This window comes from Vibrio sp. Y20_XG_PY13 (genome assembly GCF_024181925.1).
Taxonomy (GTDB): Bacteria; Pseudomonadota; Gammaproteobacteria; order Enterobacterales; family Vibrionaceae; genus Vibrio; species Vibrio parahaemolyticus.
Window position 1 is genome coordinate 143,687 of sequence record NZ_JAMZAL010000004.1, and the last position, 16,634, is coordinate 160,320.

The 16,634-nt window shown below is 45.1% G+C and carries 15 protein-coding genes, 1 tRNA gene and 1 riboswitch; of the genes, 11 read left to right on the forward strand and 5 right to left on the reverse strand.

Annotation, left to right across the window (positions count from 1 at the left end):
• From rsxC to NL646_RS12010, 4 genes are all read right to left on the reverse strand, one after another.
• On the reverse strand, window positions 1-2,090 hold a 2,090-nt coding region (gene rsxC / locus NL646_RS11995), incomplete at its 3' end, for an electron transport complex subunit RsxC (protein WP_253664317.1).
• Window positions 2,091-2,098: 8 nt separating this feature from the next.
• Window positions 2,099-2,695, reverse strand: coding sequence for an electron transport complex subunit RsxB (gene rsxB, locus NL646_RS12000; protein ID WP_005480813.1), 597 nt, complete (start codon window positions 2,693-2,695; stop codon window positions 2,099-2,101).
• A 3-nt stretch (window positions 2,696-2,698) separates the two neighbouring features.
• Window positions 2,699-3,277 carry an electron transport complex subunit RsxA gene (gene rsxA / locus NL646_RS12005; RefSeq protein ID WP_005380762.1) on the reverse strand — a complete coding sequence of 193 codons (579 nt, stop codon included), beginning with the start codon at window positions 3,275-3,277 and terminating at the stop codon, window positions 2,699-2,701.
• 327 nt (window positions 3,278-3,604) lie between these two features.
• Window positions 3,605-3,680, reverse strand: a tRNA-Asn gene (locus NL646_RS12010).
• A 587-nt stretch (window positions 3,681-4,267) separates the two neighbouring features.
• Between NL646_RS12010 and uvrB the strand changes: the two genes are divergently transcribed.
• From uvrB to luxU, 3 genes are all read left to right on the forward strand, one after another.
• On the forward strand, window positions 4,268-6,298 hold the full coding sequence (gene uvrB / locus NL646_RS12015; RefSeq protein WP_005494496.1) for an excinuclease ABC subunit UvrB: 2,031 nt from the start codon (window positions 4,268-4,270) through the stop codon (window positions 6,296-6,298).
• A gap of 289 nt (window positions 6,299-6,587) precedes the next feature.
• Window positions 6,588-7,991: a quorum-sensing sigma-54 dependent transcriptional regulator LuxO gene (gene luxO / locus NL646_RS12020; RefSeq protein WP_005461534.1), complete on the forward strand. Its 1,404-nt coding sequence runs from the start codon at window positions 6,588-6,590 to the stop codon at window positions 7,989-7,991.
• 2 nt (window positions 7,992-7,993) lie between these two features.
• The gene (gene luxU, locus NL646_RS12025; RefSeq protein WP_020838698.1) at window positions 7,994-8,332 is read left to right on the forward strand and encodes a quorum-sensing phosphorelay protein LuxU; all 339 of its coding nucleotides are present in this window, start codon (window positions 7,994-7,996) and stop codon (window positions 8,330-8,332) included.
• Window positions 8,333-8,408: 76 nt separating this feature from the next.
• Here the strand turns inward: luxU and NL646_RS12030 are convergent, their stop codons facing one another.
• The gene (locus NL646_RS12030; protein ID WP_253664271.1) at window positions 8,409-9,302 is read right to left on the reverse strand and encodes a YvcK family protein; all 894 of its coding nucleotides are present in this window, start codon (window positions 9,300-9,302) and stop codon (window positions 8,409-8,411) included.
• 173 nt (window positions 9,303-9,475) lie between these two features.
• Window positions 9,476-9,609, forward strand: a riboswitch (molybdenum cofactor riboswitch).
• Between NL646_RS12030 and moaA the strand changes: the two genes are divergently transcribed.
• The 8 genes from moaA to oppC all read left to right on the forward strand — a co-directional run bounded on the left by moaA (window position 9,598) and on the right by oppC (window position 16,625).
• Complete coding sequence (gene moaA / locus NL646_RS12035; protein ID WP_140276697.1) at window positions 9,598-10,587, forward strand: GTP 3',8-cyclase MoaA; 990 nt, start codon at window positions 9,598-9,600, stop codon at window positions 10,585-10,587. Its footprint overlaps the riboswitch before it by 12 nt.
• 102 nt (window positions 10,588-10,689) lie before the next feature.
• Window positions 10,690-11,202 carry a molybdenum cofactor biosynthesis protein B gene (moaB, locus tag NL646_RS12040; RefSeq protein WP_005461494.1) on the forward strand — a complete coding sequence of 171 codons (513 nt, stop codon included), beginning with the start codon at window positions 10,690-10,692 and terminating at the stop codon, window positions 11,200-11,202.
• A gap of 26 nt (window positions 11,203-11,228) precedes the next feature.
• A complete protein-coding gene (gene moaC / locus NL646_RS12045; RefSeq protein ID WP_005461493.1) occupies window positions 11,229-11,708 on the forward strand; it encodes a cyclic pyranopterin monophosphate synthase MoaC in 480 nt (159 codons plus the stop codon).
• Entirely contained in the window at window positions 11,705-11,962 is a 258-nt protein-coding gene (gene moaD / locus NL646_RS12050; RefSeq protein WP_005461535.1) for a molybdopterin synthase sulfur carrier subunit, read from the forward strand. The genes moaC and moaD overlap by 4 nt, the downstream gene beginning before the upstream one ends.
• A gap of 1 nt (window position 11,963) precedes the next feature.
• Window positions 11,964-12,419 carry a molybdopterin synthase catalytic subunit MoaE gene (gene moaE / locus NL646_RS12055; protein WP_253664272.1) on the forward strand — a complete coding sequence of 152 codons (456 nt, stop codon included), beginning with the start codon at window positions 11,964-11,966 and terminating at the stop codon, window positions 12,417-12,419.
• A gap of 561 nt (window positions 12,420-12,980) precedes the next feature.
• A complete protein-coding gene (locus NL646_RS12060; RefSeq protein ID WP_054391303.1) occupies window positions 12,981-14,654 on the forward strand; it encodes an ABC transporter substrate-binding protein in 1,674 nt (557 codons plus the stop codon).
• Between the two features lie 132 nt (window positions 14,655-14,786).
• Window positions 14,787-15,707 (forward strand): oligopeptide ABC transporter permease OppB, encoded by a 921-nt coding sequence (gene oppB / locus NL646_RS12065; protein ID WP_017447833.1) that lies wholly within the window; start codon window positions 14,787-14,789, stop codon window positions 15,705-15,707.
• A 15-nt stretch (window positions 15,708-15,722) separates the two neighbouring features.
• Window positions 15,723-16,625, forward strand: a complete 903-nt coding sequence (gene oppC, locus NL646_RS12070; RefSeq protein WP_005482423.1) for an oligopeptide ABC transporter permease OppC — start codon at window positions 15,723-15,725, stop codon at window positions 16,623-16,625.
• The last annotated feature ends 9 nt before the right edge of the window (window positions 16,626-16,634 follow it).

Consider the following 16,634-nt stretch of genomic DNA (forward strand, 5'->3'; position numbering starts at 1 on the left):
GCAATAGCGGCTGCAACTGCGGCTTTCTTCGGATCTTCGCCAAGCTCTTGAGAAGCTGTTTCTTCAACAGGTTGAGATTCAGTTTCTTGTGGTGCTTTGCGCGCTTTTGCACGAGCAATAGCGGCTGCAACTGCGGCTTTCTTCGGATCTTCGCCAAGCTCTTGAGAAGCTGTTTCTTCAACAGGTTGAGATTCAGTTTCTTGTGGTGCTTTGCGCGCTTTTGCACGAGCAATAGCAGCGGTTACTGCAGCTTTTTTATCTTCTGGCTCTTCAGATGCGTTTTCTTCCTGCTGAGCTTTTTTCGCTTTCGCGCGCGCGATTGCTGCAGCAACTGCGGACTTTTTGTCATCAGCATTGTTAGCAGGGGTTTCGCTTTGTTCTTTTTCTGCTTTACGTTCACGAGCAAGACGCTTGCGCTCTTCACGCAGTTTTGCCATTTCGGAGTTGTCAGGCTCAGTTGCACCAACTTTTGCTGCTGCGGCTTGCTTCGCTTTTGCTTTGGCAATGGCAGCCGCGACAGCAGGTTTAACTGCTGGCTCAGCTTTATTATCTTCGTTCGATTTTTGTGCTTTAACACGAGCAATGGCTGCGGCGATAGCATCATCACCACCGGTTGACTTCATCTCTTTTCGACGGTCATCCGCGGCTTTCTTGAAGCGGTTCTCACGTTCTGCTTTTTCGCGCTCCATACGCGCTTTTTTCTCTTCGAAGCGCAGTTTTGCACGCTCTGCGGCTTCTGCTTCTTGAGTTCGAGTACGAATTTCTGCTTTTGCTTGGCGGTAATATTGCACCAGTGGAATTTCACTTGGACAAACAAACGCACAAGCGCCACACTCGATACAATCTTTTAGATTTAGTTCTTCTAGCTTGTCATATTCTTCGGCCTTAGCATGCCATTGAAGCTGCTGTGGCAGTAGAGATGCAGGACAAGCTTCCGCACATTGACCACAACGTATACATTCCATCTCGTATTGATGAGCTGAAATCTCGTGACGAGTCGGAGCTAAAATACAGTTCGCCGTTTTGGTGATAGGAACCTGTGAGTGGGGCAGGGTAAAGCCCATCATTGGTCCGCCCATGATCAAACGCTGAAGTTTTTTATCGGCTTTGTACCCGAATTCGTCGAGCAGTGCTTGAACTGGGGTACCCAAGAGCGCCCAGACGTTTCGAGGCTGTTTAAAGGTTTTACCTGTTAACGTAACGACACGTTCGATCATTGGCTCGCCATCGATGATAGCGCGCTTAATTGAGTATAAAGAACCGACGTTTTGAACCAAGATGCCAATATCTGCAGGGATAGAGCCGCTAGGAACTTCCTTGTTGGTCAGAATCTTTATCAGCTGCTTTTCACCACCCGATGGGTATTTCGTCGGGATTACTCGAATAACAATGTCCTTGTTCAGAGCGGCACTTTCCAGCGCTTTAATGGCATCTGGCTTGTTATCTTCGATACCAATGATCGTCAGTTTTGGCTTAAGGATATGTTCGACGATTTCGATGCCCTGAATAAGCTCTTCGGCATGCTCCTGCATCAGTTTGTCATCGGCCGTGATGTACGGTTCACATTCTGCTGCATTTACAATCAGGATTTCTGTACGAGCAATGCCTGATTGGATCTTTTTCGCGGTAGGGAAGCCAGCACCACCCATCCCTGAAATGCCAGCAAGGCGAATAATGTCGATGAGTGCATCGGCGGATTCTTGAGTGTAGTCAGCGATAGGTGACTTTTCACACCAAGTATCTTGGCCGTCAGGAGTGATGACGGCGCACAATTCGCTCAAACCAGAAGGGTGAGCCACCGTTCGAGGCTCGATGGCAGTAATAGTGCCAGAAGTTGGCGCATGTACGGGTACTGTAAACCCAGTTTCTGATTGGGTTAAAGCTTGTCCTTTTAAAACGTGCTCACCAACAGAGACCAACAAGTTACCCGCTTTACCAATGTGCTGTTTCAGCGGAAGAATGATTTCAGCGGGAATGGATGCTCGCACTAAGTCGGCTTTATTGGATTGTTTTTTGTTTTCTGCCGGATGCACACCGCCTGGGAAGTCCCAAAGCGAGCCAGTACGAATTTGTTCAATCAAAGACAACATACGAAACCTTACTTAATTGAATCTTTCACGTTCGCTGCATCGCTGGCAGCATCCGTAATGTTAACCACTGGGATGGCGTTAAGTTGCCACTTCCAGCTATCTGTGGTGGTTTCCACAGGAATCATTTCAATACAATCGGTTGGACATGGCGCGACACACAAGTCGCAGCCTGTACATTCGTCTTTGATGACCGTGTGAACGGCTTTTGTCCCACCAACAATCGCATCAACAGGACAAGCTTGAATACACTTAGTACAACCGATACACATATCTTCGTGAATGAAGGCAACGGTCGGTACTTTGCTGTCTAGATCGTGTGCCGACTCTTCAGGTTCCACACCCATTAAGTCTGCGAGTTTTTCGATGGTTGCTTGACCGCCGGGAGGACACTTATTGATGTTGTCTCCATTCGCAATCGCTTCTGCGTATGGTCGACAGCCTGGATAACCACATTGGCCACATTGTGTTTGTGGAAGAATCGCGTCGATTTGATCCACGATAGGATCCGCTTCAACTTTAAAACGAATTGAAGCAAAACCAAGAATGGCACCAAAAATCGCAGCAAGCACAGCGAGTGCGATGATCGCAATTAAAATCGTACTCATTGTTTACTTCACCAAACCTGTAAAGCCCATGAAAGCAAGCGACATTAAACCCGCTGTGATCATTGCAATCGATGCACCTTTAAATGGAACAGGCACGTCAGCCGCAGCGATACGCTCACGCATAGAAGCAAAAAGGATCAATACAAGTGAAAAACCGACTGCTGCACCAAAACCATAAATGATAGATTCGATGAAGTTATGATTCTCATTGATGTTGAGAAGTGCAACACCCAATACGGCGCAGTTGGTCGTGATCAGTGGTAAGAAGATACCAAGCAAGCGATAAAGGGTCGGGCTAGTTTTGTGTACCACCATCTCGGTGAACTGTACCACGACAGCGATCACCAAAATAAAGCTCATGGTTCTTAAGTACTCGATACCGAGCGGTCGCAAGATATAGCTTTCCACTAAGTACGCACACACAGATGCGAGGGTTAGCACAAAAGTGGTTGCTAACCCCATGCCTATTGCTGTTTCCAGTTTTTTAGACACGCCCATAAATGGACACAAGCCCAAAAACTTCACCAGTACAAAGTTGTTCACCAGCACAGTGCCGACCAACAACAAAACATATTCGGTCATAGTTGTTACGTTCTTAAAATCCGATCCCAATATTATCGTGTTTTGTGACACCAATAACAACCAGTGAACGATGTGGTTTTATACACACGGCTGAAAAATAACCGTCAATGTGAGTTAGATAGATGAATTTGTATCGGAATTAATAGTTTGGTGAATAATTTGTTGGGGAAATGAGAGCTAACGAAAAGTGCGCGAATCCTGAGTGGCCCATACGAATGATTGAGTTGGCCTCTGATACTTAGCAAGTGGATACAAATTTTAAGCAGATTTTTTGACGATTAAAAACGAAAAAAGCTCAGTTTTTCAACTGAGCTTTTTTCTTGAATTTGGCTCCCCCTGCAAGACTTGAACTTGCGACATACGGATTAACAGTCCGCCGTTCTACCGACTGAACTAAGGGGGAATTGCTTTGCTTGAAAGCGGGAAGAATCTTACCGAGCACTAAAACTAGTGTCAACAGTAAAAAAATACATTTTTTTGAAAAAATTGCGCTTAAAGCGCTTTACTTTTTTGTAGTGCTTGCCAGTAAAGGGCTAGAGTTACTTATCCACTAAAATTGTGGATAAGTGTGTTGATGAGATCTGAGTAAAGATCTTTTATATGCAACGCGGTTTGTTTTGTGTGCATTTTTAGTCAGTTTTATGCGCAAAATAGGCAGATGAAACAGTGATTTATTGAGTGAGTGGGTAAAATATTCAAAGTGGATAAAAGATGAGCTTTTGGGGATAACGAGCTTTTTAGAGAAGTTTTGGGGAAAAGTTGTGGAAACTATAAGCTGATATTAGAGGAGTGTTTATCAACTAGGGCGAATTACTATATCAGAGCGACTCGAATAAGGCTATAGCCATATAGACAAAGTACAAAAATTATTAACAATGAGTGAGAAAAATCATTTAGGCATAGATTTCGTTTACTAAGGTGTATATATATACAGCGCAGAAGTGGTAACACAGCCTAACGTAGTAAAGGCAGTAAAGATTGAGGAAGGGTATGAGTAAAGTTTATGAACTGGTCTCTGAGTATCAACCATCAGGTGACCAGCCAACCGCGATTAAGCAATTATTAGAAGGCTTAGATGCGGGGTTGGCGCATCAGACGCTTTTAGGTGTAACGGGTTCTGGTAAAACGTTCACGCTAGCGAATGTGATTGCTCAAGCACAGCGCCCTGCAATTTTACTGGCGCCAAATAAAACCCTCGCGGCTCAGTTGTATGGGGAAATGAAATCGTTCTTTCCTAACAATGCGGTCGAGTATTTTGTGTCTTACTACGACTACTATCAACCAGAAGCGTACGTGCCTACAACTGACACCTTTATTGAAAAAGATGCGTCAGTGAACGCTCACATTGAGCAAATGCGTTTGTCTGCCACCAAAGCTTTACTAGAACGAAAAGACGCCATCATCGTCGCTTCGGTCTCAGCCATTTATGGTTTGGGTGATCCCGAGTCGTATTTACAGATGATGCTGCACTTACGCCGTGGTGACGTGATCGATCAGCGTGACATGCTTCGTCGCTTAGCGGAACTTCAATACTCGCGTAATGATGTCGCTTTTGAACGCGGTCAGTTCCGTGTTCGCGGCGAAGTGATCGACATATTCCCAGCTGAGTCTGACCAAGATGCTGTCCGTGTTGAAATGTTTGATGATGAAGTGGATTGTATCAGTGTGTTTGACCCATTGACGGGTGTCGTGAAACAAAGAGATTTACCGCGTTACACGATTTACCCGAAAACGCACTACGTGACGCCCCGCGACCGTATTCTCGAAGCGATAGAAAGTATCAAAGTTGAGCTCGAAGTACGCAAGAAACAATTACTAGAGAATAACAAGCTAATAGAAGAGCAGCGCATTAGCCAGCGTACACAGTTTGATATCGAGATGATGAATGAGCTCGGTTTTTGCTCTGGTATCGAAAACTACTCACGTTATCTCAGTGGTCGTTCTGAGGGTGAGCCGCCTCCAACCTTGTTCGATTACTTGCCTCATGATGGTTTGCTTATCATCGATGAGTCCCACGTGACTGTACCGCAGATTGGTGCGATGTATAAAGGTGACCGTTCACGTAAAGAAACTCTGGTTGAGTTTGGTTTCCGCTTACCATCGGCGTTGGACAACCGTCCTCTAAAATTTGAAGAATTTGAGTCTCTTGCTCCGCAAACTATTTTCGTCTCGGCAACGCCGGGCAATTATGAGCTAGAGAAATCGGCAGGTGAAATTGCGGATCAAGTCGTGCGTCCTACCGGCTTGCTGGATCCAATACTCGAAGTTCGACCAGTCGCGACTCAGGTCGATGATCTATTGTCTGAAATTCGTATTCGTGCCGCCAAAGAGGAACGTGTTCTTGTTACGACTCTGACCAAACGAATGGCGGAAGATTTAACGGAATATCTGCATGAGCATGATGTCCGTGTTCGATATCTTCACTCCGACATCGACACGGTAGAGCGCGTCGAGATCATTCGAGATTTGCGCTTAGGTGAGTTCGATGTCTTAGTGGGTATCAACTTGCTTCGAGAAGGTTTGGATATGCCGGAAGTCTCGCTGGTGGCAATTTTGGATGCCGACAAAGAAGGTTTCTTGCGTTCAGAACGTTCACTCATTCAGACGATAGGTCGTGCTGCACGAAACATTGAGGGTAAAGCGATTCTCTATGCGGATAGCATTACAAAATCGATGAAAAAAGCGATGGATGAAACCAATCGTCGTCGTGAGAAGCAGCAAGCGTACAACGAGAAAATGGGCATTACGCCGCAAGCGCTAAAACGTAATATCAAGGATATTATGGAGTTGGGCGACATTACTAAGTCCAAACGTCAACGCAATACTAAGCAAGTGCCACTGTCTAAAGTCGCTGAACCATCTCAAACTTACGAAGTGATGTCTCCACAACAATTGGAGAAGGAAATCAGTCGACTAGAAGCGGCGATGTACCAACATGCTCAGGATCTGGAATTCGAGCTTGCGGCTGAGAAGCGTGATGAAATAGAAAAACTGCGTGCGCAATTCATCGCGAATAGCTAGCTAACACGAAAAGCTGTTTCTAAAGAGATACTTGGAATAGGCAAAAAAAGAAGCCAATAGGCAGTCGGGTCTATTGGCTTGTTTTGTGAACATATCGTTCACTAACAACGTCAGTTGGCTAGGTGACCCGAGGGGTCGCTAATATATCAGCATGCTTTATGCCACTTTTTAACCTATTGATATCATTTTTGATTCTATTATCATTAACCGTAACTTTGCTAATGTTATTTGCAAAATGCAAAGCGTAATGCGATTATTGTTTAAAACACAACAAAATATTAGCTAGGTTATGCAACAAAAAACTGAAGGCCAAAAATCTCGTTACCTTCTGATGGTTGAGGATACAGCATCGGTTGCGGCGTTATACCGCTCGTACCTCACGCCGTTAGGGATCGACATTAATATTGTCGGTACAGGTAGAGATGCCATTGAAAGTCTCAATCATCGAATTCCAGATCTTATTCTTCTCGATCTTCGTCTGCCTGATATGACGGGGATGGATGTTTTGCACGCCGTTAAAAAGAGTCATCCAGATGTGCCGATCATTTTCATGACGGCTCATGGCTCTATCGATACAGCGGTAGAAGCGATGCGTCACGGCTCTCAAGACTTTTTGATCAAACCGTGTGAAGCCGACCGTCTGCGTGTTACGGTCAACAACGCAATTCGCAAAGCAACTAAGCTAAAAAATGAAGCAGATAATCCGGGTAATCAGAATTACCAAGGTTTTATCGGCAGCAGCCAAACCATGCAGCAGGTCTATCGCACCATTGACTCTGCCGCTAGCAGTAAAGCGAGTATCTTTATTACTGGTGAAAGTGGTACGGGTAAAGAGGTATGCGCAGAAGCCATCCACGCTGCAAGCAAACGTGGTGATAAGCCGTTTATTGCCATCAACTGTGCAGCCATACCTAAAGACTTAATTGAAAGTGAACTATTTGGTCACGTAAAAGGAGCATTTACTGGTGCGGCAAATGACCGTCAAGGTGCCGCTGAGTTAGCCGATGGTGGCACGTTGTTCCTCGATGAATTGTGTGAAATGGATTTGGACCTACAAACCAAATTATTGCGATTCATCCAAACCGGTACGTTCCAGAAAGTGGGCTCTTCAAAAATGAAGAGTGTGGATGTGCGTTTCGTTTGTGCGACCAACCGAGACCCTTGGAAAGAAGTTCAAGAAGGGCGTTTCCGCGAAGACTTATACTACCGTTTATACGTGATTCCTTTGCATCTTCCGCCTCTTCGCGAACGTGGTGAAGATGTGATTGAAATTGCGTACTCACTGTTAGGCTACATGTCTCATGAAGAGGGCAAAAACTTTGTCCGCTTTTCTCAAGAAGTGATTGACCGCTTTAACAGTTATGAGTGGCCGGGTAACGTCCGACAACTACAAAACGTACTACGCAATATCGTGGTGCTCAACAACGGCAAAGAAATTACGTTAGATATGTTGCCACCGCCGCTGAATCAACCGTTAGATAGGCCATCTGTATCTAAACTGATTGAGCCAAAAGCGATGACTGTTTCAGAGATCATGCCGCTATGGATGACAGAGAAAATGGCGATTGAGCAAGCGATTGAGGCGTGTGACGGCAATATTCCAAGAGCCGCTGGGTATCTTGATGTCAGTCCGTCAACGATTTACCGCAAACTACAAGCATGGAATGGTAAAGAAGAGCGGCAGAAGGTGTAAGCATGACGATATTGAATCAACAAAAAATAGATGAACTGTCGATGGAAATCGGCAGTGATAACGTGCCTGTTTTGCTCGATATTTTTTTGGGTGAGATGGATACGTACATCGACAACTTGTCGCAGTTAGAAGGTTCAGAGCGCTTAGTGTATTTGAAAGAGATCAGCCATGCGCTAAAAAGCAGTGCTGCGAGTTTCGGAGCCGACAGTTTGTGTGAGTTAGCGATGTCTATCGATAAAAAAGCCAAATCTGGTGAGTTAGTTGAACAGGGTAGTGAGGTTAACACTATGCTTGATCGCTTGAATGAAACACGCGACGCGTATCGCTCTTGGACTCAATAAAGCCTTTACTTTTTAAACACAAAGCCCTTCCATATTGGAAGGGCTTTGTCGTATCAACGTTGGCAGTCTCAAGTGGCTACTTAGCGAGTAGTTGGTTTTCTATCGCTGCTTTCAACTTATCTCGGTCGTGACGCCAATCTCGGTTGGTTGAGGCTAATGATTCGGTAACGACGTTCCATTGTTCCAACACTTTCTGGTCCGTTTCTTCGGCAAGGACGACATCGATTCTTCGTCCTTGGCACGCACGTTCACACCATTCCAGCTTTTGCGCCATCGACATTCGACCTGCTGGGCCGTATTCAGGGCTGAGGTTAGCAACGAATATCACCTTCGCTTTTCGGTTTGCTGCAATGGCTTTGCCCAGCTCAGGCAATAACAATGGCGGCATAATACTGGTGAGGAAACTGCCTGGGCCAAGAATGATTGTATCGGCTTCTGCCAGAGCAGTAACGGCTTCTTTAGTGGCTGGAACTTCTGGTGAAAGATCTAAGCGACGTAAGTCGGTTTCCATCTCATCCACATTGGTTTCACCTGTGACCCATTGACCGTTCACTGAAAGTGCAGACAAATCCGAAGGGTGCTCTGACATTGGCAGAATATTGACATCAACCTTAAGCATGTTTCGGATCAGATTGATTGCATCCAGCGGTCGAACCGACAAGTTATCCAATGCTGTTAGCATCAAATTGCCAAGGTTGTGGCCGTCCAGCTCTCCCGTACCTTTAAAGCGGTATTCGAACATCATCGAACTGATAGATGGTTCAGTGATTAGCTGGTTGATGCAGTTTCTGGTGTCTCCCCAAGCGATGCCACCTTGGCAGTGACGAATACGCCCAGTTGAACCACCATTGTCGGTTGTGGCAACAATGCCCGTAGCATTGCTGCCAAAGTCTTTTAAAGCGGCTAACATTCGACCTAAGCCATGACCACCGCCAACAGCGACCACTTTCTTATCCGTATAGATATTCATTACGTTCTTCTAATAATGTTGTAAAAAACGGCTACAATTTAACTTAATGAGTGTCCTAACGGTACTCACTAAGCGGTAATTTGTGTCTCTAGAGAGTTTTTTATCACTCAAGTCTGGATTCCATTACAAATATTAAGTATTTTACTCCGCAAAGCTATCAGGGGTTATCCCTCTGGTTGCCATAACTCCGAGCTCACTATGCTAAGTCTGAGGATAAGCATTTTGAGCCAGTGACATACTGTCACAAGGGCATGATTGGAAATGGCCATGCCTCCCGTGTTTGGAAAGGTGTTCCGTGGCGCAACAATTCGAAGACAAATTTCATCGTAAGTTTTATTACTTGCGTCTGTCTGTGACCGACGTATGTAATTTCAAATGTACCTATTGCCTTCCTGGTGGTTACAAACCATCGGGCAACAAAAACTCGTCTTTTTTATCTCTTCCTGAAATCAAACGGGTCGTAAAAGCGTTTGCTGATTGTGGCACGTCAAAAGTGCGCATTACTGGCGGTGAGCCAAGCTTACGCAAAGATTTCACTGACATCATTCATTCTGTCGCAACGACGCCAGGCATCAAAAAGGTGGCGACGACGACTAACGGCTACAGAATGGCGAAGCAAGTTGCAGACTGGCGTGAAGCCGGTTTAACAAACATCAACGTGAGTGTAGATAGCCTCGACCCTCGAATGTTCCATCAGATTACTGGTGAAAACAAGTTCGCTGAAGTCATGAATGGTATCGAGCGTGCGTTCGAAGTCGGTTATGAGCAGGTCAAAGTTAATGTGGTGTTGATGAAAGATCTGAACCATCACGAGCTACCCGCATTTCTTAACTGGATCAAAGACCGTCCAATCCAATTGCGCTTTATTGAGCTAATGCAAACGGGCGAGATGGATGGCCTATTTTCAAAGCATCATGTTTCTGGTGTTGCGATTCGTAATCAACTGATTGCGAACGGTTGGTTACTGAAAGTGCGTTCGCACAATGATGGCCCCGCTCAGGTGTTTGTTCACCCAGATTATAAAGGTGAAATCGGTCTTATCATGCCTTATGAAAAAGACTTTTGCGAAAGCTGCAACCGTCTGCGTGTTTCTGCGTTGGGTAAGCTGCACCTTTGCTTATTTGGTGAACATGGCGTTGAACTGCGTGATTTGCTGGAACGTGATGACCAAGAAAACGAGTTGATTGAACGTATCCAATCGCAGCTGCAAACAAAGTCCGTAAGCCACTTCTTACACGATGGCAATACTGGTATGACGCCGCATCTTGCGTCTATCGGCGGCTAACTTTATTCAATTTTTTAGAGAGAGCTTGGTGCTAAGCTGGCTCTAACTTTTTCCGAATCGATACCAAGCGTATCAAAGCTAATTTAGAGAATAGGTGAACAAATGGGTCACGCTGAAAGCAAATTTCAACCTGCAAATATTGCCGTTCTAACGGTATCTGACACACGTACTGAAGAAAACGATACCTCTGGTCGTTACCTTGTTGAACACGCTCAAGAAGCGGGTCACAACGTAGTAGACAAACAAATCGTTATTGATGACATGTACAAGATCCGCGCGATCGTTTCTCAATGGATTGCCGATGAAAACGTCCAAGCGATCATGATCACTGGCGGTACAGGTTTTACCTCACGCGATAGCACGCCAGAAGCACTTAAGCCTCTATTTGATAAAGAAGTTGAAGGCTTTGGTGAGTTGTTCCGTATGGTGTCGTATGAAGAGATCGGTACGTCTACTATTCAGTCTCGTGCGATTGCAGGTTTTGCTAACCACACCGTGATCTTCGCAATGCCAGGTTCAACTGGTGCGTGTCGTACAGGCTGGACAAAAATTATTAAACAGCAGTTGGATGCAAGTCATCGCCCTTGTAACTTCATGCCACACCTATCTGTATAACCTTTCCTAAAAGCGAAGGAAAAACAATGACCCAATTTACACACATTAATGCATCTGGCGAAGCGAACATGGTCGATGTGTCTGCAAAAGCAGAAACCGTGCGTGAAGCTCGCGCTGAAGCATTTGTACACATGGCTCCAGAAACCTTGCAACTTATTGTCTCTGGCCAGCACCACAAAGGTGATGTGTTCGCAACGGCTCGTATTGCTGGTATTCAAGCAGCGAAGAAAACATGGGATTTGATTCCGCTTTGTCATCCGCTACTGCTTTCTAAAGTTGAAGTTCAACTGGAAGCTATCGAAGCAGAAAACAAAGTTCGCATCGAGTCTGTATGTAAACTTGCGGGTAAAACTGGTGTCGAAATGGAAGCGCTCACTGCAGCTTCCGTCGCTGCACTAACGATTTACGATATGTGTAAAGCAGTACAAAAAGACATGGTCATTGGTCAAGTTCGTCTATTAGAGAAGACGGGTGGCAAATCTGGACATTTCAAGGCGGAATCATGATTAAAGTACTTTTCTTTGCTCAAACCCGCGAGCTAGTGGGTATCGACAGCGTTGATTTGGACGGCCAGTTCGATACGGTCGAAGCCGTTCGCGCACATCTTGTCGAAGCGGGCGCAGAAAAAGCAGGCAAGTGGGATTTGGCGCTTGAGCCAGGCAAGCTGCTTGCTGCAGTGAACCAATCGATCGTTCCACTGGATACACAAGTAAAAGCGGGTGACGAAGTTGCGTTTTTCCCACCGGTAACGGGAGGCTAAGATGGATCCTCGTGTTTCTGTACAAGTTGAAGACTTTTCTGTTGATCAAGAATATCAACGCTTGTCGAAAGGCATTGCTGCTGGTGCGGTCGTGACCTTTATTGGTAAAGTCAGAGATATGAACCTTGGTGATAACGTGATTGGACTGCACCTAGAGCATTATCCGGGCATGACGGAAAAGAGCTTGAGCGATATTTGTGAGGAAGCTGAAGCTCGCTGGCCTCTGCTTGGCGTGCGCGTGATTCATCGTGTGGGTGATATGGACAGCGGCGACCAAATTGTATTTGTGGGCGTTTCTAGTGCGCACCGCGGCGCGGCATTTGATGCGTGCGAGTTCATTATGGACTACCTGAAAACCAAAGCACCGTTTTGGAAAAAAGAGCGCACAACTAACGAAGATCGTTGGATTGAATCGCGCGACACCGATCATCAAGCAGCGCAGCGCTGGGAAAAATAGAACCAGCCACTCGTTTTGACAAAAAATAAAAAGCTAAGTGTTAATCGCACTTAGCTTTTTTTGTATTTCGCGATTTGTTCAATCATATTGAAACGGTTCAATACTGCGATTCTTATCTTCGAAAACACCCGTGTTTTATCTCGGTGACATTGTTCACAATAAAAAATATCGAGCAATATATAAACGATTATTTGTTAGACTTCGTTTGTCACAAATGTTAAATGATATGCAAATATCTAGCATAAGATGCTATCAAATAGTTTAAATTTAGAGTAATCGAAAGTTTTGGCTGATAAATGTCAGTTACAGTCTTCATTTTACTAGTGAATGCTTTTGTATTGGAGTTTATTGCTAGATATGTGCGGTTATTACAGAATTATTAGTTTTTTTGCTACATTTTTATGGCAAATTACTTCAATGATTGCTAATGTGTGCCGCAGTCTCTGTAAGGTTTTAGGCTTTTGTGCTCAGAAAGTGCACTAAAAAAATCTAAAACGCTGACCGTTCCAGTCCCTTATAGAGAAGTCATGGATGCTAACGAAAAAACTTGGAGTTTTACGCATGTATAAGAATAAAATCACGCGCGCTTTATTTATTGGTGCTGGTCTTTCTCTTGCCCTAGCGGGTTGTGGCGACAATAAGCCAGAAGAAAAACAGGCGGCTCAGCCGGCACCTGCACCAGAAGCAAAAGCTGATTCTTCAGAACCGAAACTAGCAGCAGTTCAAGAATTGGTGCGTGGTAACGGTACAGAAGTTGCGACAATAGACCCTCACAAATCTCAAGGTGTTCCTGAGTCTCACGTGATTCGCGACCTACTTGAAGGCCTAGTAAACCAAGACGCAGACGGTAACACTATCCCAGGTGTTGCAGAATCTTGGGAAACTGAAGACAACAAAACATACACTTTCCACCTACGCAAAGACGCGAAATGGTCAAACGGCGATCCTGTAACAGCAGGTGACTTCGTTTACAGTTTCCAACGTGCTGTCGACCCTGCAACGGCTTCTCCATACGCTTGGTACATGGAATACACCAAGATGAAGAATGCGAAAGACATCGTTGCTGGCAAAAAAGACAAGAGCGAGCTGGGTGTTAAAGCTGTGGATGACCACACTCTAGTGGTAGAGCTAGATACAGCTGTACCTTACTTCGTGATGATGATGGGCCACACAACAGTGAAACCTGTTCACCAAGCGACAGTAGAGAAGTTCGGCGATCAATGGACGAAGCCAGAGAACTTTGTTGGTAACGGTGCTTATGTTGTTGACAACTGGGTTGTGAACGAGCGTCTAGTATTGAAGCGTAACGAGCAATACTGGGACAACGAAAACACCACACTAGAGAAAGTTACTTTCCTACCGATTGAAAACCAAGTTGCAGAAATGAACCGCTTCCTAGCGGGTGAAATCGACTTCACGAACGAACTGCCAACAGAGCACTTCAAGCGTCTGAAGAAAGAGCACCCACAAGAAGTATCTGTGACGGGTAACCTATGTACTTACTACTACATCTTCAACACGAAGAAAGCTCCGTTTGATGATGTACGTGTTCGCCAAGCTATCTCTTACGCGATTGACCGTAACATCGTAACTGATGCGATTTTAGCTCAAGGTCAAAAACCAGCTTACTTCCTAACGCCAGAAATCACAGCAGGTTTCAACCCAGAAATTCCTGCTTACGGCAAGATGACGCAAGAAGAGCGTAACGCAGAAGCGGCTCGTCTATTGGAAGAAGCAGGCTACGGCGCAGATAACCCACTTAAGTTTAACCTTCTTTACAACACGTCTGAGAACCACAAGAAAATTGCGGTTGCTCTAGGCTCTATGTGGAAGAAAACACTTGGTCTAGATGTAACGCTAGAAAACCAAGAGTGGAAAACATACCTATCAACAAAAGACTCAGGTAACTTCGAAGTTGCTCGTGCTGGTTGGTGTGGTGACTACAACGAAGCTTCGTCATTCTTGACTCTAATGATGAGCAACAACACCACTGGTGGTATTCACTACGACAGCAAAGAATATGATGCAATTATGAATAAAGCGTTCAGCTCTACGTCAAACGAAGAGCGTCAGGCGCTTTACCTAGAAGCTGAGAAGCTAATGGCGAAGGATATGCCAATTGCACCTATCTACCAGTACGTGAAATCACGTCTACTATCTACGAAAGTGGGTGGCTTCCCATCAAACAACGCGGAAGAAAAGATCTACTCTAAAGATCTCTACATCACTGAGTAAATCTTCAATCAGATAGAACTATAAAAACTAGGCTCTGCATGTGAGAAATTGCATGTAGCGCCTATGTTCAGTCCAAAATAAATCGGACTATTCTTTTTCATTTAAATTGTCACAGACTGAAAGAGTGAGTTTATGCTTAAATTCATCGCAAAAAGGATATTTGAGGCGATCCCAACAATGTTGGTTTTGATCACCGTATCTTTCTTTCTTATGCGTTTTGCACCGGGAAACCCTTTCTCGACAGAACGTCCACTACCGCCAGAAGTTATGGCGAACATTGAAGCGAAATACGGCCTTGATAAGCCAGTATTCGAGCAATACACAACGTATTTGACCAACGTTCTGCAAGGTGATTTTGGTCCATCGTTTAAATACCTAGATTACACCGTAAACGAGTTGATCGCCGTTGCTCTGCCAGTGTCAGCGAAAGTGGGTTTTATCGCCTTCATTTTTACGTTGGTCATGGGCGTTACGGTCGGGACGATAGCGGCTCTCAAGCAGAATACGTGGGTTGACTACACCATAATGTCGACCGCGATGCTTGGTGTGGTTATGCCGTCGTTCGTATTGGCGCCAGCTCTGATTTACCTATTCTCTCTACATTGGCACATTTTCCCTGCGGGTGGTTGGCAAGATGGTAGCTGGCAGTTTTTAGTGTTGCCGGTTATTGGTATGTCATTGCTTTACGTTGCAACGTTTGCCCGTATTACTCGCGGTTCAATGATTGAGACACTAAACAGTAACTTTATCCGCACTGCTCGTGCTAAAGGTCTGAGTTACCGTTACATCATCATCAAACATGCTCTTAAACCAGCACTTCTTCCTGTTGTTTCATACATGGGTCCTGCTTTCGTAGGCATCATCACGGGTTCTGTTGTTATCGAAACCATCTTTGGTTTGCCGGGTATCGGTAAGCTATTCGTTAACGCTGCATTTAACCGTGACTACTCGCTAGTAATGGGTGTAACCATTCTGATTGGTTTCCTATTTATCTTATTCAACGCGATTGTAGATATTCTACTTGCAATGATTGACCCGAAAATTCGCTACTAACAGGGAAGTTTGGTTATGTTGACGAAAAAAGAAAACCTAGAAGCGATTGAAAAATTCTCTGAGAACTTAGAGATTGAAGGTCGCAGTCTTTGGCAAGATGCTCGTATCCGCTTTATGCGTAACAAAGCGGCGATGGTGAGCTTATTTATTCTTGTTTTAATGACGTTGGCGGTAATTGTTCTGCCGATGATCGCTCCTTATGCTTTTGACGATACTGACTGGTATGCAATGCACGTTGCGCCAAACTCTGAACACTGGTTTGGTACCGACAGTCTTGGTCGAGATTTGTACGTGCGTACTCTAATCGGCGGCCGTATCTCGCTAATGGTTGGCGTGATGGGTGCATTCGTAGCGGTATTGATTGGTACACTTTACGGTGCGGCTTCTGGCTTCATTGGCGGTAAAGTTGACCGCATTATGATGCGTATTCTAGAAATCTTGTACGCTGTACCGTTCATGTTCCTAGTTATCGTACTTGTTACCTTCTTCGGCCGTAACATCATTCTTATCTTCGTTGCGATTGGTGCAATCGCCTGGTTGGATATGGCGCGTATCGTACGTGGTCAGACACTCAGCCTACGTAGTAAAGAGTTCATCGAAGCGGCGCATGTTTGTGGTGTAAGTAATTGGAAGATCATTACTCGCCATATTGTACCGAACGTATTAGGTATTGTAGCGGTTTACTCTACGCTTCTAATTCCGAGCATGATTCTGACCGAATCATTCCTATCATTCCTTGGTCTTGGTGTTCAGGAACCAATGACAAGTTGGGGCGCACTTCTACAAGAAGGTGCACAGACAATGGAAGTAGCAATTTGGCAGTTGGCATTCCCAGCGGCGTTCATGGTTGTGACTCTATTCTGCTTCAACTACGTTGGTGACGGCCTGCGCGACGCGCTGGATCCAAAAGACAGATAATTAAAAGAT

What these genes read in the sequence shown, in the direction of transcription:
- NL646_RS12030 (WP_253664271.1), bottom strand. Translation starts at nt 9,302, where the DNA reads ATGAATATCTATACGGATAAGAAAGTGGTCGCTGTTGGCGGTGGTCAT.
- oppC (WP_005482423.1), top strand. Translation starts at nt 15,723, where the DNA reads ATGTTGACGAAAAAAGAAAACCTAGAAGCGATTGAAAAATTCTCTGAG.
- luxU (WP_020838698.1), top strand. Translation starts at nt 7,994, where the DNA reads ATGACGATATTGAATCAACAAAAAATAGATGAACTGTCGATGGAAATC.
- rsxB (WP_005480813.1), bottom strand. Translation starts at nt 2,695, where the DNA reads ATGAGTACGATTTTAATTGCGATCATCGCACTCGCTGTGCTTGCTGCG.
- moaB (WP_005461494.1), top strand. Translation starts at nt 10,690, where the DNA reads ATGGGTCACGCTGAAAGCAAATTTCAACCTGCAAATATTGCCGTTCTA.
- uvrB (WP_005494496.1), top strand. Translation starts at nt 4,268, where the DNA reads ATGAGTAAAGTTTATGAACTGGTCTCTGAGTATCAACCATCAGGTGAC.
- luxO (WP_005461534.1), top strand. Translation starts at nt 6,588, where the DNA reads ATGCAACAAAAAACTGAAGGCCAAAAATCTCGTTACCTTCTGATGGTT.
- rsxA (WP_005380762.1), bottom strand. Translation starts at nt 3,277, where the DNA reads ATGACCGAATATGTTTTGTTGTTGGTCGGCACTGTGCTGGTGAACAAC.
- moaD (WP_005461535.1), top strand. Translation starts at nt 11,705, where the DNA reads ATGATTAAAGTACTTTTCTTTGCTCAAACCCGCGAGCTAGTGGGTATC.
- moaC (WP_005461493.1), top strand. Translation starts at nt 11,229, where the DNA reads ATGACCCAATTTACACACATTAATGCATCTGGCGAAGCGAACATGGTC.
- moaE (WP_253664272.1), top strand. Translation starts at nt 11,964, where the DNA reads ATGGATCCTCGTGTTTCTGTACAAGTTGAAGACTTTTCTGTTGATCAA.
- oppB (WP_017447833.1), top strand. Translation starts at nt 14,787, where the DNA reads ATGCTTAAATTCATCGCAAAAAGGATATTTGAGGCGATCCCAACAATG.
- NL646_RS12060 (WP_054391303.1), top strand. Translation starts at nt 12,981, where the DNA reads ATGTATAAGAATAAAATCACGCGCGCTTTATTTATTGGTGCTGGTCTT.